We start from the raw sequence: 20,093 nt of genomic DNA, 5'->3' as shown, positions 1-20,093 counted from the left end.
TGCGCGGATTGTGCAACTTCATGATATGTATTTAATTATTTTTGAAAGCGGATGTGCGGCCTTATACAAGGTCAGATGGACGACGGTTAATTAAAATGCTGTTTTTATTTTATGTGGGGAAAACCTTATTCAGAGCGATCGAAATAAGTAAAGAATTGCGGATAAATGTCGTTATAACACTTATCCAAACCGATCGAGACCCTACCCCATGATGTGGAAAACAACTCAAGCCCGAGTGACACTCCTGCTTATAAGTTTTTTTGTTATATTACTGTTGGTTACGTTTGTTGTTATCAAACAATTTGTCTCTCCGCAGATTATTGCAACGGAAACCAGAAATATAAGAGCCACGGTCGAGCTGCAAAGTGACGCGATAAAAGAGCAAATGAACCGCGTTAAAGCGCAGCAGCGCACGATCACCGAACTGGTTTCCGGGCTTCAGAGCGATCAAATTGACGCGCTCTTGCCGCTGTTTGTGAACCAGTATGGCGATCTGAACGTTTTTGGCGGCGGCATCTGGCCATTACCCGGGCTGCGCGAGCCGGGCCGCGACAAATTCAGCACTTTTTATGCGCGCGATGCCGGTGGCGTGCTCCAGCTTAATACGGTCTGGAACCAGCCGGAGTCAGAAAAATACTGGGAACAGCCGTGGTATAAAGACGGTATGGCTGCGCCAAAAGGTGAGTGTGCATGGGCCAAAGCCTACCAGGATTCGGCCAGCCCGCAGCCGAGAACCAACTGCGCGATGACAATCTGGAAAGAGGGAAAGGCCTGGGGTGTCGCCACTATCGATGTGACGTTGGGCTTTTTTAACCAACTGGCAAAAGAGATGGGGAAGGCGGTCGAGGGAACCGTATTAATTGTTGAGTCTGATGGCAAAATTGTTGGGAACGGCGCGCCGACTCAAGGCAATACCGCATTGATGAATGTGCGCGATTTGAATATTCCGTCAGCTTTACCGCTGCTCAATCTGCTGAGCCAGGGGCAAAAAGCGGAATATGAGGGCGGCTATGACGGCGAAGACGGCGCCCATTCGCTGTTTGTTTTGTCGATAGAAGGCAGCCCGTGGTATCTGGTGATTGATACGCCCAGCAGCAACCTGGTGCGCCAGTCTAATGCGATACTGACAACACTCACGCTCGTACAGACGGTGATCGGCCTTATCATTGTTCTTGTCCTGATGCTGATTGTGCGCAACATTTTCAGGAATGTGACGCTGCTGAACAGGAACATAGAGGCGCTATCCGGCGGCGGCGCCGATCTCACGCAACGGCTTGTGGAAAGCAAAAGCCCGGAATTTAATGCCATCATCAATAACTTTAATAAATTCATCGCGTTCCTTCAGGATTTGATGCAGCAGGTTGGGCACAGCTCCTCGGCAATTTCTTCCGCTTCGCGGCAGATCGCCGGAGGCAACCTGGATCTCTCCTCCCGTACGGAAGAACAGTCCGCTTCCATTGTTGAAACGGCGGCGTCGATGGAGCAACTCACCAGCACCGTACGGCAAAATGCGGAGAATGCGTTGCAGGCGAACAGGCTGGCGACACAGGCTTCCGACGCGGCGAAGGCGGGAGCTTCAGTGGTCAATGACGTGGTTGCCACAATGAGCAACATCAATGATTCATCCTCAAAAGTGGTGGAAATCATCAGCGTAATTGATGGCATCGCGTTCCAGACCAATATTCTGGCGCTGAACGCGGCGGTTGAAGCGGCGCGGGCCGGTGAGAATGGCCGTGGTTTTGCCGTCGTTGCCGGTGAGGTGCGTTCTCTTGCGCAGCGAAGCGCCCAGTCCGCGCAGGAAATTAAGAAGCTCATTGAAGAATCGGTCAGCAGTATTGAGCAAGGTAGCGGTCTGGTTCGCCAGGCGGGTACGACAATGGACGGCTTAATGGAGAAGGTTGAAGACGTGAGCGTTTTAATCTCTGAGATCAGTTCCTCAAGCGATGAGCAAAGTCGCGGAATTGAGCAGATTAATATCGCCATTACTCAGCTTGATAGCGCGACCCAGCAGAATGCGGCGCTGGTAGAAGAGGTTGCCGCAGCGGCCCAGTCAATGGAATCGCAAACCGAGATGCTTGAAAAAGTGGTCGGCAGCTTCAAACTCTGAAAAGCGGTATAACGAAACGCGCAGCATGATGGGGTTAGCCCTTCGCCGGACCGTGGAACACGTCGGTCTCAGAAAAGTTATCCCCTGTCATGCGGCGCTCTATGAAACCAGTAAGGCGCAGCGTACGTTCAGCGAGGTGCGGGATGTTTCGGTAAAAATTGCTGGATTATCTCCGGCAGACGATCGTGAGTGATGGGCGGCGAGAAAAGATAGCCCTGAAAGCGGTCAACTCCCAGCGCTTTCAACTGATTGAATTTCTCCAGACTATCGACGCCTTCGGCAATACAGCGGCTCTGCGTCAACTGGCAGTAATAGAGCAGACTCTTTATCAGCGCCAGTGCATGTGGATCGCGTTGAAAATCATTCACGATACTCATATCCAGCTTGTAGCCGCTAAAGCGGATTGTCCTGACGGGAAACATTACGCTGCTGTGTGAAAAGCAGTCATCGAGGAAGATGCGAAAGCCTTGCCGTTGGATTTTGTCCATATTTTCTGCTGTTCTTCCTTGCTGATGCAGATCGACCGTTTCTGCAAATTCCAGCACTAATCTACCCGACCATTGCGGCTGCTGTAGCTGCTGGCGCGCCGTTTCCATCATCCGCAGCAGGTTTTCGTGGTTGGCGATGCAGGGTGGAATATTTATTGAGAACCAGAACTTACCCTGGTGTTGGTTAATGTTCTGGATTGCTATTTGTAGCACAAAGGCCGTGAGCAGAAGCCAGGCGTATTCGGCGTGGATCTGCGGCAGAAATTCGCCGGGAAGCAATACGTTGTCGCCTCTTCTCCAGCGGGAAAGGATTTCAACCCCCTGCAACCGCAGGTGGCCGTCGGTTATGGGTTGAAATACCGGGAATACCTGTTGACTATGAATGGCATGGATAAATTCGCGCTCAAAGGGAGATAGCGCGGCGATGAGCTGCTTGTTGTGAGTCTTGCTCTGGCTTCCAGGAAAGCGGGTAATCAGATGCGGGTGAGACGCCACCATCTTTTTTAGTCCTGACGTTCTTTGATTATAAAGTGTTTTCTGGCTCACACCGCGGATCTTCGCCTGTGTGTTGATGCTGTACCCGTACAGAAGAGAGAGGGTGGCGCTCAATTCCGTTTTACTTAACCCCGCTGCCGGTTTGCCCTGTATCTGCGCGTCTAAAAAGGACAATTGCTGGAGTTTCGGGTATTGCAGGAAGTCACCCTGTAGCAGCGCTGCCAGTTGTTCCCCAGGAAGGTCGGAGGCGACCGCCCGGACGGCGGTAAGTTGCCGTTTATCAGGAACATGGTAGAGCAGCGTTTGCCATAGCCAGGCGGATGGACTACGGCTAAGGATCAGCATGGGCAGCGGTGTTTCTGCCTCAGCAAGCAGGAAGGCGGCTTCCTTAAGAATAAACAGCAGCCAGTAAGGATCGTCAGGGAGAAAAACGACAATCCTTCCGACCTCGGATGTTAGCTGTAGCGAAAGGCGCTCCTGCGTCTGGTGTTGCAGCAGCACCGGTCGCCGTTGACCGCAGGTCATCATTCTGGCGAGTCCTTCCGCCGCCATTGAACAGGGAGACAGGATATAGTCCACCCTTGTTTTCTCCAGCGGGGAGGGAGGGTTACTGGTAAACAAATGTCACCCCGATGATCGACTGGACGTTGCCCGCCGTGACCTGGCCGCTGGTGCGCGCGTAGGTCGCGGTTAAGCCAAGATTTACCGGCGATGTGCCGACCGTGCCCAGTGCTACGGTGTTGTTAGCGGGAACAACACTACCGTATCGGGTCATCTGAACGCCGATACCCTGCGCCGCTGAGGAGGACGCGGTGTTGCTGAAGATAGAGTTGGCGGCATCGACGGTCGTACCTGAAAGGTAATAGCCGAGGTTCTGGTTTTGCGCACAGTGGACAGTGACCGGCACGGCCATTGAGCCGGGATAGTCTGGAAGCGTCACGGTGACATCACGCGCTGATACGTCGCATCCCCCAGTAGGGACAACAACATTATTGTTGGCGTAAATATTCCAGATGAAATTATTCGGGTTTCCGTCGCTGGCCACTTTATGCATATTCAATTGCGCGATGAGTTCGCCAGAGTTGATGACGACGCCTCCCGCTGCTCCGGTCGCGGTCATATACATGCGCAGCGGCAATCCGCGATAATCCGTATGAGTGATGGTATAGACGGATGAATTACCGTTCATCGGCAAAGGATACGTATTCCCCGCCCAGTAAACGCTCCCCGTAAACGCCGCAAGCGCGCCACCGAAGGCGGAACCGCTGGTTAAATTGATGTAGTCAATGATAGAGCCGCCGGAGGAGTCGTTTTTACAGGAAACTGAAGAGGATAAATCTACGACCAGGTTTTGACCCACTCCAACAGATGGCGTCAGGTTTACATAGACATTCGCTGACCCTGAGGTCATGGTCTGCCCGGTATCATTGACTTTACAGGTGAATGCCGCAGCATCCAGCGACCAACCCATCAGCAGCAGCGTGGTGAATAGCGCGATGATTTTTTTCATGACAAACTCTCCTGACTCAGGCGTAGGTATAGGTGACGCTAATCACCGCCTGAATAGTTCCCTGGGTGGCACCGCCGTTGACCGTTAACGCTCTGACCTGTAACGGAAAGCGGGTGGACTGCGTTGAGTCATCCACCTGAACGGATTTCGTGGCGCCATTGTTTAACGTGGTGCCTGCGTCATCCTGCAATTCGAGCTGAATATTGCCGGCGGTCCCCTGGTTTTTGTAATAACCGGTGCTGTCTGCGGTTCCGCTAAAGGTTGCGATGACCCGGGAGGTGCCGATCGGACAGTTAGTGAGTTCCAGCGCGGTACTGTGCCAGGCGGAAGCCGAACCTGCGGTTACCAGGCTGAAGGTATACAGGTCGCCGAGGTCAACGGCGGCATTGGTGGTAGACACCGTGCACGGCTTCGCCACCACCTTCCCGTTGACGGTAATCGTGATATCAGCGGCCTGAAGCCCTGAAGAAGCCGCTGTCAGTACGCTTGCCAGAAGCCACCCTACATAGTTGCGTTTCATCTCAGCCTCCGGTTACTGAAATTCAAGCGTGAATGTTGCTGTGGCATTGACGTGCCCGGCGGTGACCGGAATCTGCGTAGCCATCAGGCGTGCATAAAAGTTGAGGATGTTGGTCTGCCCAGGCGTGAGCGTGGTCCACGCGATGGATGATGACGCGGCGTTGAGTGGCAGCATCGTCTGTTGGTTATTGAGGATCTGCACGCCCATGCCTGCGGCTGCCGAGGCACCGCTATCGATCTTCAATAGGCTGGTGTTGCTGCCATCCTCCGTGCCGGTAAAGCCGACTTTGACTGCCGTAACCGAGTTACCGCAGGGAGAGAGGACAATACGGAATGGGACGAGCGGGGTTGTCGCCCCCACCGCATTAAACTGTTTGGCAGCGTTATTCATCAGGTCAACGGTAAAATCTTTTGACTCTCCCGCGACAGCGCAGGCATTGTCGCGGACGTAGCCGCTAATCGTAATCGTGCTGTCGGCGGCGAAGACATTGACGCAGGCCAGCGTCAGCACAGCGCCGAGGAAATACAGTGGTTTTTTCATCATCATTCCTTCCTTAACGGCACTCTGCAAAGAGCTGGCTCAGCACATGTTTCTGGCTCTCTTCCGGCAGGCGATACCGGGCCATGCAGTTAGCCCCCGGGCCTTCGCCCCATTTCACCTGAACGCTTCCCGCCAGCGGCATGCCGCTCAGGTAGACCTGGCCGTTATCTGCCACGATGCTGCCGCTCTGGTTATCGCCGGAAGTGACCATAGCGCCGAATGGCACGGGTTTGCCGTTGTGCGTCAGCGTCATCAGGATTTTTACCCCGACGTGGGCTTTAAATTCGGCGCGGACGATGGCGCCGTGGGTCGGCACGACGCTGACCACCGCATCATCGAGATCGACGTTATCCGCCAGGGTGTTGGTATCCAGCGCGACGCGGTTTTCCCTGTACTCAGTGGCGTACGGCATGACGGCATAACCGCGCCAGTCGGTACGTACGCCGGTCTGGTTCTCGACTTTCACGTCTCCGGCGCCAGGCGCTTTAATCAGCACTACCGTGTCATTTAATGGCTGGCTTAAGGTGATGCCGTTGGCATGGGCGAGTACACCGCCGCTCATCCCGTAGTACAGCTGTTTAAATCCATCGCTGTGGCTGTAGCCCACGTTAGCGTTGCCGTAGCCGCCGCGATAGTTCATCGCCGCGTAGCCGGTTCCGCCATTGTTGCCTTCGCCACCGCTGGCATAACCGGTTTGCATGCTGTAGCTCAGGTTATTGTCTTCCAGCAGCGTGCCGTAAAGACCGGCCAGGTTAGTCATCCGGCCATCCAGGTCGTGCGACATGCTGTAGCTGGCGCTTGCGTGCCGCCAGACGGATTTGCTGTCGGAACGCAGCCAGTGGCTGAACGGAATATTGACGTTGAACGCTAACATCTGGTCGCGGCCCTGTTGCCAGGCGTTTTTGGTCAGGCTGTAGCTCAGCGTCCAGTTGATATCGTCAACGGCGGCATTTAACCCCAGCTGTAGCTGTTCGTCGGCCTTGTTGGTTGACCAGTAAGTTTGACGGCTGCCATTCACATACAGTGTGGCAGTGCGTCCCAACTGCTGCGTTATGCTCATCTGAACCTTGCCCCGCTTGTTATAAGCAAGGTTGTAGTAGTCGGTGAATTTGGGTTTGACCTGAATCACGCCATCCTGGGTTTCAACATCATAGCCACTCATCCTGCGGTAAGTGGTGTCGGCAAAGCTGTAATAGCCCTGGGTGGAATAACGGTATCCCACCAGTTGGACGTTGGTGCCGGTCTCATAGAGCGACTTGTTATAAAGGAAGCGTATCGATTGCCCCTGGTGAGAGCTGTCGTCAGGCAGGGTGGCGTTGGCCTGAGTTGCATCCAGCGAAACCGCGCCGAACTCGCCCATGTTCTTACCGACCCCTAAATTGAAGGCGCGATAGTTGTCGGCCAGTTGGGTGCCGCCATACAGCGTCCAGCCTGCCGGGAGCCCGTGCAGGAGGGTGCTCTGGAAGAACTTTGGTTTTTCCTGCTGGTCGTTGCCGCTGCGGTATTCACCAGCGGTCACTGCATAACGGGTGTGCCCTTCACGCTGTAACATTGGCACCGTAGACCACGGCACGCTGAAGACCTGGCTGGTGCCATCGGCCTCTTTGATGGTGACCTGGAGATCGCCGCCGTTGCCTGCGGCGTAGAGATCGTTAATTGTGAAGGGGCCCGGCGGCACCGTGCTCTGGTAGATTTCATAGCCGTTTTGTTTGATAGAGACCTGCGCCGTGCCGCGCGCAATGCCGTGGATGACCGGCGCAAAGCCTTTCTGGCTATCCGGCAGCATATTGTCGTCAGAGGCTAACTGGGCGCCACGGAAGTTAATCCCGTCGAAGATATCGCCGTTGGTGTAGCTGTCGCCAAGCGTCAGGCGGGCGCGCAGGGGGGTAATATCGCGCTCCAGCCAGCTGTTCACATGCTGCCACTTATTCTCATTACTGGACGCGTTACCGCCACTGCTGTAGCTCCAGATGGTGTTATCACGCAGACGCCAGGCGCCAAGGTTGAGGCCGCTTTGCAGGTTTAAATACGCGTAATTGCTGCTGTCGCTGGCATCGTTATGTACGTTGTTGCCGGTAAAGTTATAGTTCAGCAAACCGGCGTTAATCCCGTCATCCCAGAGTTCCGGTGGAATATAACCGCGCGCGCGATTGCCCATGAAAGCCTGCGGGACACTCAGGTACAGGCGCTGTTGGCTGACATCGAAGCGGGTGGTGGCATCTTTGACTATTTCCGTCAACGGTACGCAGGCGTCGGACGCCAGCGTATCCATACCGGTGATGGCCGACGTGCTGACCCCCATGCCAGCGAGCTGGCTACGGGTCAGGCACGGTTCCAGTCGATGACCGTTTGCGCCAGCGTTAAACGTGACGTCGCGGGTAGTTATAAAGCCATCGTTCAGATAGATATCCACGCGATAGGCGCCAGGCGGCACCTCTTGCCCGTTTTCAAATCCAGAGAGATCCGCAACGGCCGAGGGATCGTCGGCCAGGAAACGGGGGTTAAAATAGAGATCTGCCCGCGCGAAACCCGCGAGGCAAAGCGCCAATGGTATCTGCGCAAGGACAAAAATAGAGAATGCTTTGCGCCGGGCGCGTTGGGAACCCAAACGGTCCAGTCCGTATTTGAGATGTGACATAGTCCCTCCGGTCCGAAGTCGCCCGGCTGTCAGTTCTTAATTGTAATGTGCGGGGGAGTCCTGTTGGTGGACGGCCCCTGTGTTAACGCAGAACGCCCTTCATTTGCGGGGTCAGTGCGCCATAGTCATTAATCGTCCGGTAGGTAATGTTGCTACCGGCATCAGGTGGCAACTTGACCGAGGTTTTACCCATTGGCGGCACCAGCGCATTTTCCAGCACGCGCGTACCGGCATTGAGTTCGGTCACCGTCAGGTAATACGGCGTCGGGTTGTTGAGCGTCAGCGATGAACCGTTACGGTTAAAGGTCAGTTTTTCCGCCGCCTGATCCGGTGGCAGAGCCAGTTTCGTTGGGCGGTAGTAGAGTTTGATGCGGCTGATAATCGCCAGTTGTAAGGTGTTATCGCTGAGCTTTGATTTATCCATCGAAGGAATGGCTTTTACGTTTACCCAGAACAGGCTTTCCCGGTCCTGCGGTAACTGGTTGTTCGTGGCATCAATAATGCGCAAGGTATTCTCTTTCTTACCTTGCATCGCAAACAGCGGAGGGGTGATGACAAAACGACCATCTTTGCCGCCATCGGCGTTTTCAACCCATGACTGAATCAGATAGGTACTGTTATTGTCGTTATTGGTCACCGCCAGCTGAACCTGTTTTTGTCCAGCCGGATAGATAACCCGGGTTGCGCCCAGCGCCACGCCTGCTTCAGCGCTGATGGAAAAACCGCTTGCGGCGAGCATCAAAAAGCCCGCCAGTAAGCCGCGTGTCATCTCCAGTGTTTTTTTCACATTTTCCCCTTTCGTACTCACCGTTGTTTCCTGTTTCCGGCATGCCTGCTGGCTAATTACTGATAGGTCAGAGAGAACCAGATTTGAGCATTGGCGGCTCCCCCGGTGACCTGCTTCCCGGTCGCCCGATACTTCGCCACGAAATGAAGCGTGGTGGGGCCGCTATACAACTGCGTCCAGGCGCCCGGCGGGCTGTTGAGTGGAATCAATTGATTGTCTTTATCAAATAAAGCGATGCCTACGCCGGTTGCTATTCCCGGCCCTTCGCCAACTGAAAGCACCTCCGGGTTTTTGCCGTCGGCAACTCCGCGAAATGACACGCCTACGCGCTGACTCACGGCAGTGCTGCAATCCTGTAGATGAATATCGAATGGCACGGGGTTGGCATCTTCCCCTGACGAATGAAACCGATTACTGCTGATCTGCCCCATATTGACCGTCATCTGTTGATCTCCTGCTTCAACGCGGCAGGATTCGGCAATAATGACCCCCTGGAAACGCATGTTTCCCCCGGGCAACGTCACGTTCCAGTGATTGCCAGCCAGTGCCAGCGACGGAAACAGAAATATCAGCAGACCTGATTTCACTCCTTGCATCGTTATCACCCCTGTCCTGTTATGGATAACGGGCCATCCTGGCCCGGAATGCTTCCCTGTCAGACGTTTGAATTACTGGTATTGCACTTTGAAGGTTGCGTCTGCGTTCGCAGTACCGGCAGTTGCTGCGCCAGTTGCGTAGTAACGAGCCTGGAAAGGAATGATGTTAGTGCCGTCATTCAGCGTGGTAGCGCTGCTGAAGGTCGCGCCATCCAGCTCCAGAGCGGTGCCAGTTTTGTCGAGGATCTGTACGCCGACGTTAGTCGCGCCGCCTGATGCGGAACCCTGTAGCGCCAGAACGGTAGGGTTGGCGCCATCAACAGCAGTACCTGTGAACGCAACGGAAGCCTGGGTCGCAACGGTCGTGTCGCAATCATCCAGTTGAATGTTGAAACCCACAGCGGAGCTGGTGTTGCCTTCAGCAGCGAGTTTGGCGGAGCGAACCTGGCCTAACTGAACTGTCTGATCGATAGAACCGGCATCAACTGCACAAGCGGCGTTAACGATTTCCCCTTTAAAATGCACGGTGCCGCCGTTTACCGTGGTGGTGTCGGCCAGGGCTGCTGTGGAGCTCAGGGACAGTGCTGACAGAACAACGATTGCCAGTGTTTTGATTTTCATGCGGTTTTCCTTTAAACAATGTCGATATTACGAACCGAAACTGGCAGTCGTTGTACCTTCCTGGCATTTCAGGTTTAAGCCGAATAGTTCGACTGCCGATCTTGCGCAGTTTTTACCCAACTGATGAGTCAATTGGGACCATTTTGACTCGTCGCAATAAATTTCTTAATTTCGTTTTTTTATGCGTTGTTCTGGAATTTAATTCTTATTTTTTGGTTTTCTATAGATGAATATATCTGAGGTGTTCGTGAGTTATATCAACAAGACAAGTGGAAAGCAGAACTCGACGTGCGGAGAAAAGGTGCGGAAAAAAGGTGAGGATGTATGAAACGTAAAAAAATGTGAGTAAAAAAACAATTTTAAATCAGTTGGATATTTTTTTTTCGCAAAAAAAATGGACTTACAGGTTGCAGAAAATTACAAAATTCCTCTACGATATAGACAGTTTGGTCCCAATTGACTTGTTCAATGTCTTATTTTTCCTTAGTTATCAATGAACTATATAGTTCATCATTTTTGATCTTCTGTTTTAGTAGCTTTTCCTCTAGCGGATTTACCCTTTCCCATAATCCTGCAAACCGGGCGGCATTACTGGCTGTATAACGTACGGTGTGGCGAATATTTCGGTGACCAAGGTAATCCTGGATTAGACGTGTATCTGTACCTCTTTCAGCAAGTTCATAACCACATGCATGTCGCAGCATATGCGGATGTGTGGTGGTGCTGGTTCCGGCCTTTTGGCCAGCAGAACGTATTATACGGTATGCCTGCTGGCGGGAAAGTTGTGAGCCTTTACGGGAAATAAACACCGCGTTTATTTTCTGCGCTCCCTTCCAACTCGCACGAACCCGGCTCCAGCATTCAATGGCTTCACACTCGTCCGGCATGAGGGGATGAATAGTAGAAAAACCATTTTTCAGTCGGCGGATGTTGATCCGACCTTCATAAAGATCAAAATCCCGGTAATGCAGGTTCAGTAGTTCACTTATACGCATTCCATGACGAAAGGCCAGTAGGATAAGGCAATAATCTCGCTCTCCTGTCTGGCCATGACGTACGGCTTTCATCATGGCCTGAACTTCTCTGGCAGTAAGAAAACGGCGTCGGTTCATAATATTTCTCCTGGTATCAGAATGATAAAGAGTCAGCTCCAGTGATACGAATAACTGATAGCTAAAGCTAGGGATGTATTATTAATTGCACATATTGACCACTATCCCATTTTATTCTATGAAGCTCACAAAGCCCCATGTCAGTGGGCGACTTCATTCTAAAGATTTCATCAGACATCACAAGAAGACTATTCCGTATATTCTCAGAGGGGAAAAACGTATTCAGCGGGGGAATAACTATTCAGACCATGTCAGAGGTGTCAATTATACTGGCCAGAAAAAATAACACAGGATATAGTGTAGAAACATAAAATAGATAACCATACAGCTAATGCGACTATTACAGTGCCATCCATGGCACATAGCTTTATTCAGACTTATTTACTGTCTATATTTTTCTTTCCTTACAGTCTGCTACAGACATCTCTGTTTTTTGTTTTATTCCAGATGCCATAAAAACGCCCAGCGTTACTGGCAGTATACCAGACAGTATGACGAATATTACGATGGCCAAGGTAATCCTGAATCAAGCGGGTATCTATCCCCATATTTGCCAGAGCAAATCCACAGGAATGGCGAAGCATATGCGGGTGGGCACAAATTGCAAGTTTTGCTTTCTTCCCGGCTCTGGCGATTATCTGATAAAACTGCTGTCTTGAAAGGGGATTGCCTTTACGTGATAAAAATAACCATTCAGTTTCTGAATGTTGGCTTGTAAGGCGAATTTTCAGCCAGGACTTTATCGAACGAATTTCCTCTTCAAGTAAGGGATGGGTAGTTGAGAATCCTTTTTTTAATCGGTAAATATGTATACATTTATCCTTAAGGTCAATATCTGAGATACGCAGACGACATATTTCGCTTGCCCTTAACCCATGAATAAAACACAGCAAAACCAGACAGCGATTACGCACTGCATAGGTTCCTGTACTAACAGCATTAAGAATTAAATTGATTTCATTTTGTGTCATAAACCTGCGTTTCTCTAGTCCATTATTATTTTTCATATCACCTGTTATCCTTTATTTTGCCGACATTCCGCTTATACCTGACTCTCTTCTAATGGATTAAAATCTGCCGAATAATAGCTTTTTCTTCAGGAAATAACCAGGTGTAGTTAAAAATAATGATATGTTCTTAAATTTATGTAGAGTCACAAATGAATAATTAGTCATATGCAGAACTAATTTGTTTTTTGATCTCGTAGATGAATTACATATCCGTAATGACGGGACTATCGCTGTAGTTATCATATAGTAATATGATAAATTTAACTTAAGGATAATTGAATGGCGAAAAGATAAGGTGAATGAACCACATAAGATTCTACATAAATATATTATTCTCAATGGACTGATTTTTTCGGCGTGTGCGGTGTATTGTTATTTCAAGGGGCTATTCCACTCTTTCACACAGTTCATTTTTACCGGGGGTGCAGGTTTTCTTTAGTTTGTATATGTCTTTCAATCTTTCTCGCTGTGATATCTACCATTAAGTCAGAACGGTTTGCTGCGGTGCGAAGCCTGTATACACTCTTCATATGTATTAGCTCAGACTTGATCTGGCTTTGTCACAATACAGAGTTTAATCTAATCTGACAGGCAGCTCTGTGCCAGGAGGAGACGTTGCTAACAACAGTCTGAGTTGATCAACGGGGAGCAGGTCAGTATTTCTGCTCATCACTTTCGCAGACCCAACCGTATAAAATTATGAGGGAATAAAGGCGTAATCATTATCTTATCGTTAAAAATAAATAGGTTAGGTGATATGGCGATGACATCGTAGATATTATCGACAATGAGTTGTAGATGGGTTCTGAACACGGGCACATCGGCATCATCCGCTATGACAAATACAGTTTCATTGCCTAAGCCGCTCCCATTAAACATATCATGAGTGAGTTCATAATCGCTGAAATCCATTTCTGACCATATGAGATTACCGCTATGCCATGGATATTGATGAAAAATATCCATTACCATACTCAAATCATCCCCTTCCACAACATCAAAATCTGCCTTGAGCAACTCCTTACATTCCTCAAACAATGTCATGTCCACTCCCTTTGTGGCTGTATATTTTTATCATAACCTCCCTGGAGGATTGTCTAAAGGAATTATGAACTTCCGCTCCTCGCTCAGAGCGGACACTCAGGTTTAATAATGCAATACGTTCAGCTCAAGTAGTATTACTACTGATAAATCATTTTATGGTGGGGGATTCTGGTAATGGTAAGAAGTGAAAGGGAAAGAAGTGTATGTTGCGGGTGGACGGACTTGTGAAGATCCCCATATGACTAGTGGAGGGCGTATGTTGTCAGATTCCCCCGTTTCCCCCGTGCTTTTGCATCATTATGAACAGTTAGAAATGAAAAGAACCGTAGCTGACCGTAGAAAGACCGTAGCTGGAAGTAAGAGATAGGCTTGTCAGAGGGTATATATGTCTTTAAATGCAACGAACATCTAAGAAAATGGCGAGAAATCCAGCAAGCAATGTCCTGCAATGACCAGAAATCTACCGGAACGCCAGAAAGCAAAAAAACCAGCCCGTAGGCTGGTTTCTTTAAATGGTGGTGCCCGGACTCGGAATCGAACCAAGGACACGGGGATTTTCAATCCCCTGCTCTACCGACTGAGCTATCCGGGCAACGGGGCGCATTAAACCGTAAAGGGGCGCAGGCGTCAACGGCTTTCCATGAAAAAAATGACAAAAGACAGCTGACTGCCTGCTTTTCACGCAAAAAGCGCAAAATTGGCTCTAATTACGTCAACGCGCCGCCCTGACGGCAGCGGGCAAAGCGCAGTATATCCTCCGCCAGACGGTGAGCGGTATCCACATCAGCCTGGCTGCGATTGACCAGCATTCGGCTGAGGCAACCTTCCAGCACCAGTTCCATCTGTTTCGCCACCATCGCCGGGTCGTCAATTTCGAGCGTTGTCAGCAATTCGTGGGTGAAGTCATGCGCCGCCCGTTTTTGCTGATCGGCCAGTTGGTGAATAGGGTGGGCAGGATCGGGATAAAACGTACAGGCAGCAATGAACAGACAACCGGGGTAGCGATTGTTGCTCACGCACTCCGAAAGCGCGTTATAGCGCGCCAGCAGTTTTTGTTCTGCGGTAAGGGTTTCATCAAGCAAAAGCTGGCGACGCCAGATGTCTACCTGTTGACTCAGATAACGCAGGGCGTCGTACAGAATAGCCTCTTTATCGGGCCAGAAGCGCTGTAACTCATCAAGCGGATAATCAATGCGTTCTGCCACCATTTCAAGCGTGGTGTTTGCTATCCCTTGAACCTCAAGTAATTTCAGGGCTTCTCCCAGGACATCTTCACGTTGCACGGTATTCTCCTCCGTCTTTCCCACAGAAAGTGTCGCTCACGGTTGGCGATCGCGCAAATGTGCGCTAAAGGTCGTCGCATCCATAAAGCCCGTCACTCGTGCATTCGGGTGCTCATGGCCTTGCGCATCAAAAAACAGGATTGTCGGTAAACCCAGTACATTCAGGTGTCTGAGTAAGGCGACATCCTGCGCATTGTTAGCGGTGACATTAGCCTGTAGCAGCACGGTGTCGCCCAGCGTCTGCTGAACCTGCGGATCGCTGAAGGTGTACTTCTCAAACTCTTTACAGGCGACGCACCAGTCGGCGTAGAGATCCAGCATTACCGGCTTTCCTTTTGCTTCTGCCAGCGCCTGATTTAACGCATCGACTGTCGTAATCGGCTTGAAGTTCAGGTGCGCCTGCGTCTGGACGGTTGTTGCGCCAAACGCCCAGTCCTGTAACGGGCGTACGCTGACCAGCGCCGCCGCCAGCAGGATGATTTGCACAATGCGCATCCCGCCGCGTCTGGCGTGCAGGCTGGTAATAAACGCCCAGCCGAAGAAGGCGACGCCCAGCAGCGACCACAGACGCAGCCCCCACTCGTCGCCGATTACCCGTTCCAGCAAAAAGACCGGCAGCGCGAGGATCACAAAGCCAAAAGCGGTTTTGACGTGTTCCATCCACGGGCCGCTTTTCGGTAGCAGACGGTTGCCAAACACGGTGACCAGAATCAGCGGCAGCCCCATGCCCAGCGCGTAGAGATACAGCGTTCCACCGCCAAGCCACATGTTCCCGCTCTGGGCGATGTACAGCAAAATGGCGCTCAGCGGCGCGGTGGTGCATGGCGAGCAGATAAGCCCGGCAATCGCACCCATGACAAATACGCCGCCAGGAGAGCCGCCCTGCTGACGGTTACTCATCAACGTGAGGCGAGTTTGCAGTGAAGAAGGCAGCTGTAGCGTGAACAGTCCGAACATTGACAGCGCCAGCAGCGTGAAGACCAGCGCAAGGCCGATTAGCACATAAGGGTGCTGGAGCGCCGCCTGGAACTGTAGCCCGGCAGCGGCCACAACCAGCCCCAGCGCGGTGTAGGTAAGCGCCATACCCTGTACGTAGATAAAGGTCAGCAGCAGCGCGCGTCCGGTTGAGAGGCGTTGTTTACCGCCGAGCACAATGCCGGAAATCAGCGGATACATCGGCAGGACGCAGGGCGTAAAGGCGATCCCGATGCCAATCAGCAATGCCCACAGCGCGGAGAAAGGCAGCCGGGCGGCAGGTTGCGGCGTCTCTTCCGTTTGCGCTGCGACCGGCGACGGCGTGGATTTAGCCACCGTGCTGGCGCTCACTTCGCTTAACGGCACGGTTTTGGTTTCCGGTGGATAGCAGAAGCCTGCGTCAGCACAGCCCTGATACGTCACGGTTAACGTCGCGCCGGATGCGGCCTGGTTAACGATGAGCGGAATGTTTAAGCGCTTGCGGTAGATTTCGCTTTTGCCATAAAACTCATCTTCATGCCAGACGCCCGCCGGGAGCTGGATTTCGGCCATTTCGGCCTGAGAGGGGGTGATGCTTATCTGTTTGCGGTAAAGATAGTAGCCGTCTTTCACCTGCCAGGAGAGGTTCAGGTCATGTTGATTCTGCTGAAAATCAAAGGAAAAAGCCTGGTCAGCAGGGACAAACTGCGAGCGACCTGGTGCGTCAAATAATCCGGCGAAGGCGGATGTGCTACACAGCAGCAGGATCAGCGTAAAGATGCGTTGAGCCATGAGAGGTAATCAGTGTCTCCGTGAGTGACGGGTAAAACCAGAAGTTCAGGCGTTTGATACGGGTGGTGAGACTTCAGGCATTCAAGAAGCGCTTGCTGGTGCGAAACGGTGGTTTTTAAAATCATCTGCACTTCGTATTCCTGCTCCAGTTTGCCCTCCCAGTAATACAAGGATGTCGCGCCCGGCAGTAACGTGGCGCAGGCGGCCAGTTTTTCCGCCAGCACCTTAGCGGCCAGATCCTGGGCTGTTGCTTCATCCGGCGCGGTACAGAGCACCACGACGGCCTCGGGGATGGAGATATCCTGACTATTATCATCAAGCATAAACACCTCGAAAGAACAGAAAGAGCAGCAAGAGTGTGGTCACTATACAACGGAAGGCGGCGGGATGTTAGTCAAAGCGGAGGTAAGAAAGCGGGGCGCATATACGCCCCGCGAGGAGAACTTACAGCATGACGCTGCCCAGCAGGAAGCCGAAGCAAACGGCAAGGGCAACACCCAGCGTACCTGGGATAAAGAACGGGTGGTTAAAGACGAATTTACCGATACGGGTTGTACCGGTGTCATCCATCTGAACCGCAGCAACCAGCGTTGGGTAGGTCGGCAGAATGAACAGGCCGGAAACCGCAGCGAAAGACGCGACAGCGGTCAGCGGAGAGACGTTCAGCGCCAGCGCCATTGGCATCAACGCTTTCGCTGTGGCTGCCTGAGAGTACAGCAGAGCGGAAGCAAAGAAGAAGATGACGGCCAGCAGCCACGGATGGCCCTGAATCACGCTACCCGCAGTGTCTTTGATCCAGTCGATGTTGTGAGAAACGAAAGTATCGCCCAACCATGCTACGCCCAGAATACAGATACAGGCGCTCATACCCGCTTTAAAGGTACTGGAGTTCAGGATGGAGTCCGTTTCGACACGGCAGACGATGGTCGTCAGCGTCGCGACGCTCAGCATGATGATCAGAATCGCGTTGGTGGTGTTCATCAGCGGTGTTGCGACCAGGCCGAGGCTTGGACTGTTGACGATGGCATAAACCACGACGCAGACAACGCCCAGCAGGAACAGCCAGACCGAGGTTTTTGCCATCGGTTTGATTTCAATTTGCTTTTCGCCGCGCAGCTCGATCAGCCCTTCTTCCAGACGTTTGCGGTAAACCGGGTCGTCAGAAAGTTTAGAGTTAAACAGCATTGTGACCAGGAAGGACATCACCAGTACCGCCAGCAGAGTGGACGGAATCACCACGGACAACAGGTGAATATAGCTGATGCCATGACCTTCCATGACGGAAGACATGTACACAACCGCCGCAGAGATAGGCGATGCGGTGATCGCAATCTGTGCGGAAACCACCGCGGTGGAGAGCGGACGGCAAGGTTTGATGCCTTGCTCCTTCGCCACTTCAGCGATAACCGGCAGGGTTGCCAGAGAGATGTTGCCAGTACCGGCAAAGATAGTCAGGAAATAAGTGACGATCGGTGCAAGGATCGTGATGTATTTCGGGTTCTTGCGCAGCAGTTTTTCCGTCTGGTTAACCAGATAGTCCAGACCGCCCGCAACCTGCATTGCGGAGATGGCAGCGATAACCGCCATGATGATGGAAATAACATCGAACGGGATATTCCCTGGTTTAACGCCGATGGCTGCAAGAACCAGAACGCCAAGCCCACCTGCAAATCCAATACCGATGCCCCCAAGTCTGGCACCCAAAAAGATTGCCAGCAAAACGATGATAAGTTCTAAAACTATCATATTAGCCTTCCTTGTTGTTTAACAAGTTGATATTAAATTGTTGTTATTTGGTAACTTATGACAAGAAAAAAGGCACGTCATCTGACGTGCCTCCTGTGTTACTACCCTGTACGATTACTGTTCGCTTTCATCAGTATAACGTTTTGCTTTGTAAGCCGGGTGCATCAGGTTCTGTGCGGAGAAAATATCGTCCAGCTCTGCTTCAGTCAACAGGCCGCGCTCCAGCACCACTTCACGGACGCTCTTACCGGTCTCGGCGCAAATCTTACCAACGATGTCGCCGTTGTGGTGGCCGATGAACGGGTTGAGGTAGGTGACGATGCCGATGGAGTTATAAACGTATCCTTCGCACACTTCTTTGTTTGCGGTAATGCCGTTAATGCATTTTTCCAGCAGGTTGTAGCAGGCATTGCTCAGAATGTGGATAGATTCGAACATCGCCTGGCCGATAACCGGCTCCATTACATTCAGCTGCAACTGGCCTGCTTCGGCTGCCATCGTTACGGTGGTGTCGTTACCGATGACTTTGAAGCATACCTGGTTAACAACTTCCGGTACTACCGGGTTTACTTTCGCTGGCATGATAGAAGAGCCCGCCTGTAGTTCCGGCAGGTTGATCTCGTTCAGACCCGCGCGTGGGCCTGAGGAGAGCAAACGCAGGTCGTTACAGATTTTGGACATCTTCACAGCCAGGCGTTTCAGCGCGCTGTGTACCATGACATAAGCGCCGCAGTCGGACGTTGCTTCAATCAGGTCTTCTGCCGGTACGCAGGCAAAGCCAGTGACTTCAGCCAGTTTCTGCACCGCCAGCGGAGAGTATTCTTTCGGGGTGTTCAGGCCAGTACCGATTGCCGTCGCGCCGAGGTTAACTTCCAGCAGCAGCTCAGCAGTACGTTCAATGCTTTTCACTTCTTCTTTCAGCAGTACGCTGAAAGCGCGGAATTCCTGGCCGAGGGTCATCGGTACAGCATCCTGCAACTGGGTACGACCCATTTTCAGGATGTCCTGGAACTCAACGGCTTTACGCTCGAAGCCTTCACGCAACTGATTGATTGCATCAATGAGTTTGACGATAGACGCGTAAACGGCAACACGGAAACCGGTCGGATAGGCGTCGTTGGTGGACTGACATTTATTCACATGGTCGTTCGGGTTCAGGTACTGATATTCACCTTTCTGATGACCCATCAGTTCCAGCCCGATATTGGCCAGCACTTCGTTGGTGTTCATGTTGACGGAAGTACCTGCACCGCCCTGGTAAACGTCTACCGGGAACTGGTCCATGCATTTGCCGTTATTCAGGACTTCATCACATGCGGCAATGATGGCGTTGGCCACACTTTTAGGGATGGTTTGCAGCTCTTTGTTGGCCAGGGCCGCTGCCTTTTTCACCATTACCATACCGCGTACAAATTCAGGGATATCGCTGATTTTGTTATTGCTAATGTAGAAGTTTTCAATCGCTCTCAGAGTGTGAACACCATAGTAGGCATCCGCTGGAACTTCCCTGGTACCCAACAAATCTTCTTCGATACGAATGTTGTTTAACATGTGAACCTTCTTTTTCAAGCTGCCAATAATTACATAAACACACAGGATATATGTGGTTTCGAATGTTTCCTGACCGACGATTATCCCCTGCATCGGTCTGATACTCGAGATCATATTCTGCTTCAGGATTTCTACCGTAACCTGGATCACTTAAAGTGTGGGAAGTTACCCCTTATTTATTATTTTGTGAAATAGGTCACCGCTTTGGGATTACCACTAAAAATAAGTGTACAAACAGCTTGAAATTTTGCTAACCGTCTCAACATCTGACGCATGCGAATCGCGCACCCATATCAGAC

The 20,093-nt window shown here is 51.6% G+C and carries 17 protein-coding genes and 1 tRNA gene; 1 reads left to right on the top strand and 17 read right to left on the bottom strand.

What is annotated here, in order from left to right:
- Positions 1 to 208 precede the first annotated feature (208 nt).
- Positions 209 to 2,107: a methyl-accepting chemotaxis protein gene (locus OGW17_RS02900; protein WP_080750339.1), complete on the top strand. Its 1,899-nt coding sequence runs from the start codon at positions 209 to 211 to the stop codon at positions 2,105 to 2,107.
- A 128-nt stretch (positions 2,108 to 2,235) separates the two neighbouring features.
- On the opposite strand, the gene OGW17_RS02895 is transcribed toward OGW17_RS02900, so the two are convergent.
- The 17 genes from OGW17_RS02895 to aspA all read right to left on the bottom strand — a co-directional run bounded on the left by OGW17_RS02895 (position 2,236) and on the right by aspA (position 19,794).
- A complete protein-coding gene (locus OGW17_RS02895; RefSeq protein WP_071257302.1) occupies positions 2,236 to 3,669 on the bottom strand; it encodes an EAL domain-containing protein in 1,434 nt (477 codons plus the stop codon).
- A 28-nt stretch (positions 3,670 to 3,697) separates the two neighbouring features.
- Entirely contained in the window at positions 3,698 to 4,600 is a 903-nt protein-coding gene (locus OGW17_RS02890; RefSeq protein ID WP_286452139.1) for a fimbrial protein, read from the bottom strand.
- Between the two features lie 16 nt (positions 4,601 to 4,616).
- Entirely contained in the window at positions 4,617 to 5,120 is a 504-nt protein-coding gene (gene fimG, locus OGW17_RS02885; protein ID WP_012134486.1) for a type 1 fimbrial minor subunit FimG, read from the bottom strand.
- A gap of 12 nt (positions 5,121 to 5,132) precedes the next feature.
- Positions 5,133 to 5,663 (bottom strand): type 1 fimbrial adaptor subunit FimF, encoded by a 531-nt coding sequence (fimF, locus tag OGW17_RS02880; RefSeq protein ID WP_049008429.1) that lies wholly within the window; start codon positions 5,661 to 5,663, stop codon positions 5,133 to 5,135.
- A 10-nt stretch (positions 5,664 to 5,673) separates the two neighbouring features.
- Positions 5,674 to 8,298: a fimbrial biogenesis usher protein gene (locus OGW17_RS02875; protein ID WP_071257305.1), complete on the bottom strand. Its 2,625-nt coding sequence runs from the start codon at positions 8,296 to 8,298 to the stop codon at positions 5,674 to 5,676.
- Between the two features lie 82 nt (positions 8,299 to 8,380).
- Complete coding sequence (locus OGW17_RS02870) at positions 8,381 to 9,085, bottom strand: fimbria/pilus periplasmic chaperone (RefSeq protein WP_175479740.1); 705 nt, start codon at positions 9,083 to 9,085, stop codon at positions 8,381 to 8,383.
- A gap of 56 nt (positions 9,086 to 9,141) precedes the next feature.
- Positions 9,142 to 9,681, bottom strand: a complete 540-nt coding sequence (gene fimI, locus OGW17_RS02865) for a type 1 fimbrial minor subunit FimI (RefSeq protein ID WP_012134482.1) — start codon at positions 9,679 to 9,681, stop codon at positions 9,142 to 9,144.
- Positions 9,682 to 9,753: 72 nt separating this feature from the next.
- Positions 9,754 to 10,302, bottom strand: a complete 549-nt coding sequence (gene fimA / locus OGW17_RS02860; protein WP_049008432.1) for a type 1 fimbrial major subunit FimA — start codon at positions 10,300 to 10,302, stop codon at positions 9,754 to 9,756.
- A 473-nt stretch (positions 10,303 to 10,775) separates the two neighbouring features.
- Entirely contained in the window at positions 10,776 to 11,414 is a 639-nt protein-coding gene (locus OGW17_RS02855) for a tyrosine-type DNA invertase (protein WP_012134479.1), read from the bottom strand.
- Positions 11,415 to 11,818: 404 nt separating this feature from the next.
- Positions 11,819 to 12,421: a tyrosine-type DNA invertase gene (locus tag OGW17_RS02850; RefSeq protein ID WP_012134478.1), complete on the bottom strand. Its 603-nt coding sequence runs from the start codon at positions 12,419 to 12,421 to the stop codon at positions 11,819 to 11,821.
- Between the two features lie 672 nt (positions 12,422 to 13,093).
- Complete coding sequence (locus OGW17_RS02845; RefSeq protein WP_071257308.1) at positions 13,094 to 13,468, bottom strand: CDI toxin immunity protein; 375 nt, start codon at positions 13,466 to 13,468, stop codon at positions 13,094 to 13,096.
- Positions 13,469 to 13,984: 516 nt separating this feature from the next.
- Positions 13,985 to 14,060, bottom strand: a tRNA-Phe gene (locus tag OGW17_RS02840).
- A 115-nt stretch (positions 14,061 to 14,175) separates the two neighbouring features.
- Entirely contained in the window at positions 14,176 to 14,751 is a 576-nt protein-coding gene (locus OGW17_RS02835; protein ID WP_024130805.1) for a transcriptional regulator, read from the bottom strand.
- A gap of 36 nt (positions 14,752 to 14,787) precedes the next feature.
- Positions 14,788 to 16,497, bottom strand: a complete 1,710-nt coding sequence (locus OGW17_RS02830) for a protein-disulfide reductase DsbD (protein WP_114647565.1) — start codon at positions 16,495 to 16,497, stop codon at positions 14,788 to 14,790.
- Entirely contained in the window at positions 16,473 to 16,820 is a 348-nt protein-coding gene (gene cutA / locus OGW17_RS02825; protein WP_012134473.1) for a divalent cation tolerance protein CutA, read from the bottom strand. Before cutA ends, OGW17_RS02830 begins: the two co-directional genes overlap by 25 nt.
- A 121-nt stretch (positions 16,821 to 16,941) precedes the next feature.
- On the bottom strand, positions 16,942 to 18,243 hold the full coding sequence (gene dcuA / locus OGW17_RS02820) for an anaerobic C4-dicarboxylate transporter DcuA (RefSeq protein WP_012134471.1): 1,302 nt from the start codon (positions 18,241 to 18,243) through the stop codon (positions 16,942 to 16,944).
- A gap of 114 nt (positions 18,244 to 18,357) precedes the next feature.
- On the bottom strand, positions 18,358 to 19,794 hold the full coding sequence (aspA, locus tag OGW17_RS02815; RefSeq protein WP_024130804.1) for an aspartate ammonia-lyase: 1,437 nt from the start codon (positions 19,792 to 19,794) through the stop codon (positions 18,358 to 18,360).
- Between the last annotated feature and the right edge of the window lie 299 nt (positions 19,795 to 20,093).

This window comes from Citrobacter sp. CK181 (assembly GCF_030333595.1).
GTDB lineage: Bacteria > Pseudomonadota > Gammaproteobacteria > Enterobacterales > Enterobacteriaceae > Citrobacter_B > Citrobacter_B koseri.
Note: the sequence above shows the minus strand (reverse complement) of the source record. Positions and strands in the feature narration are given on the sequence as shown.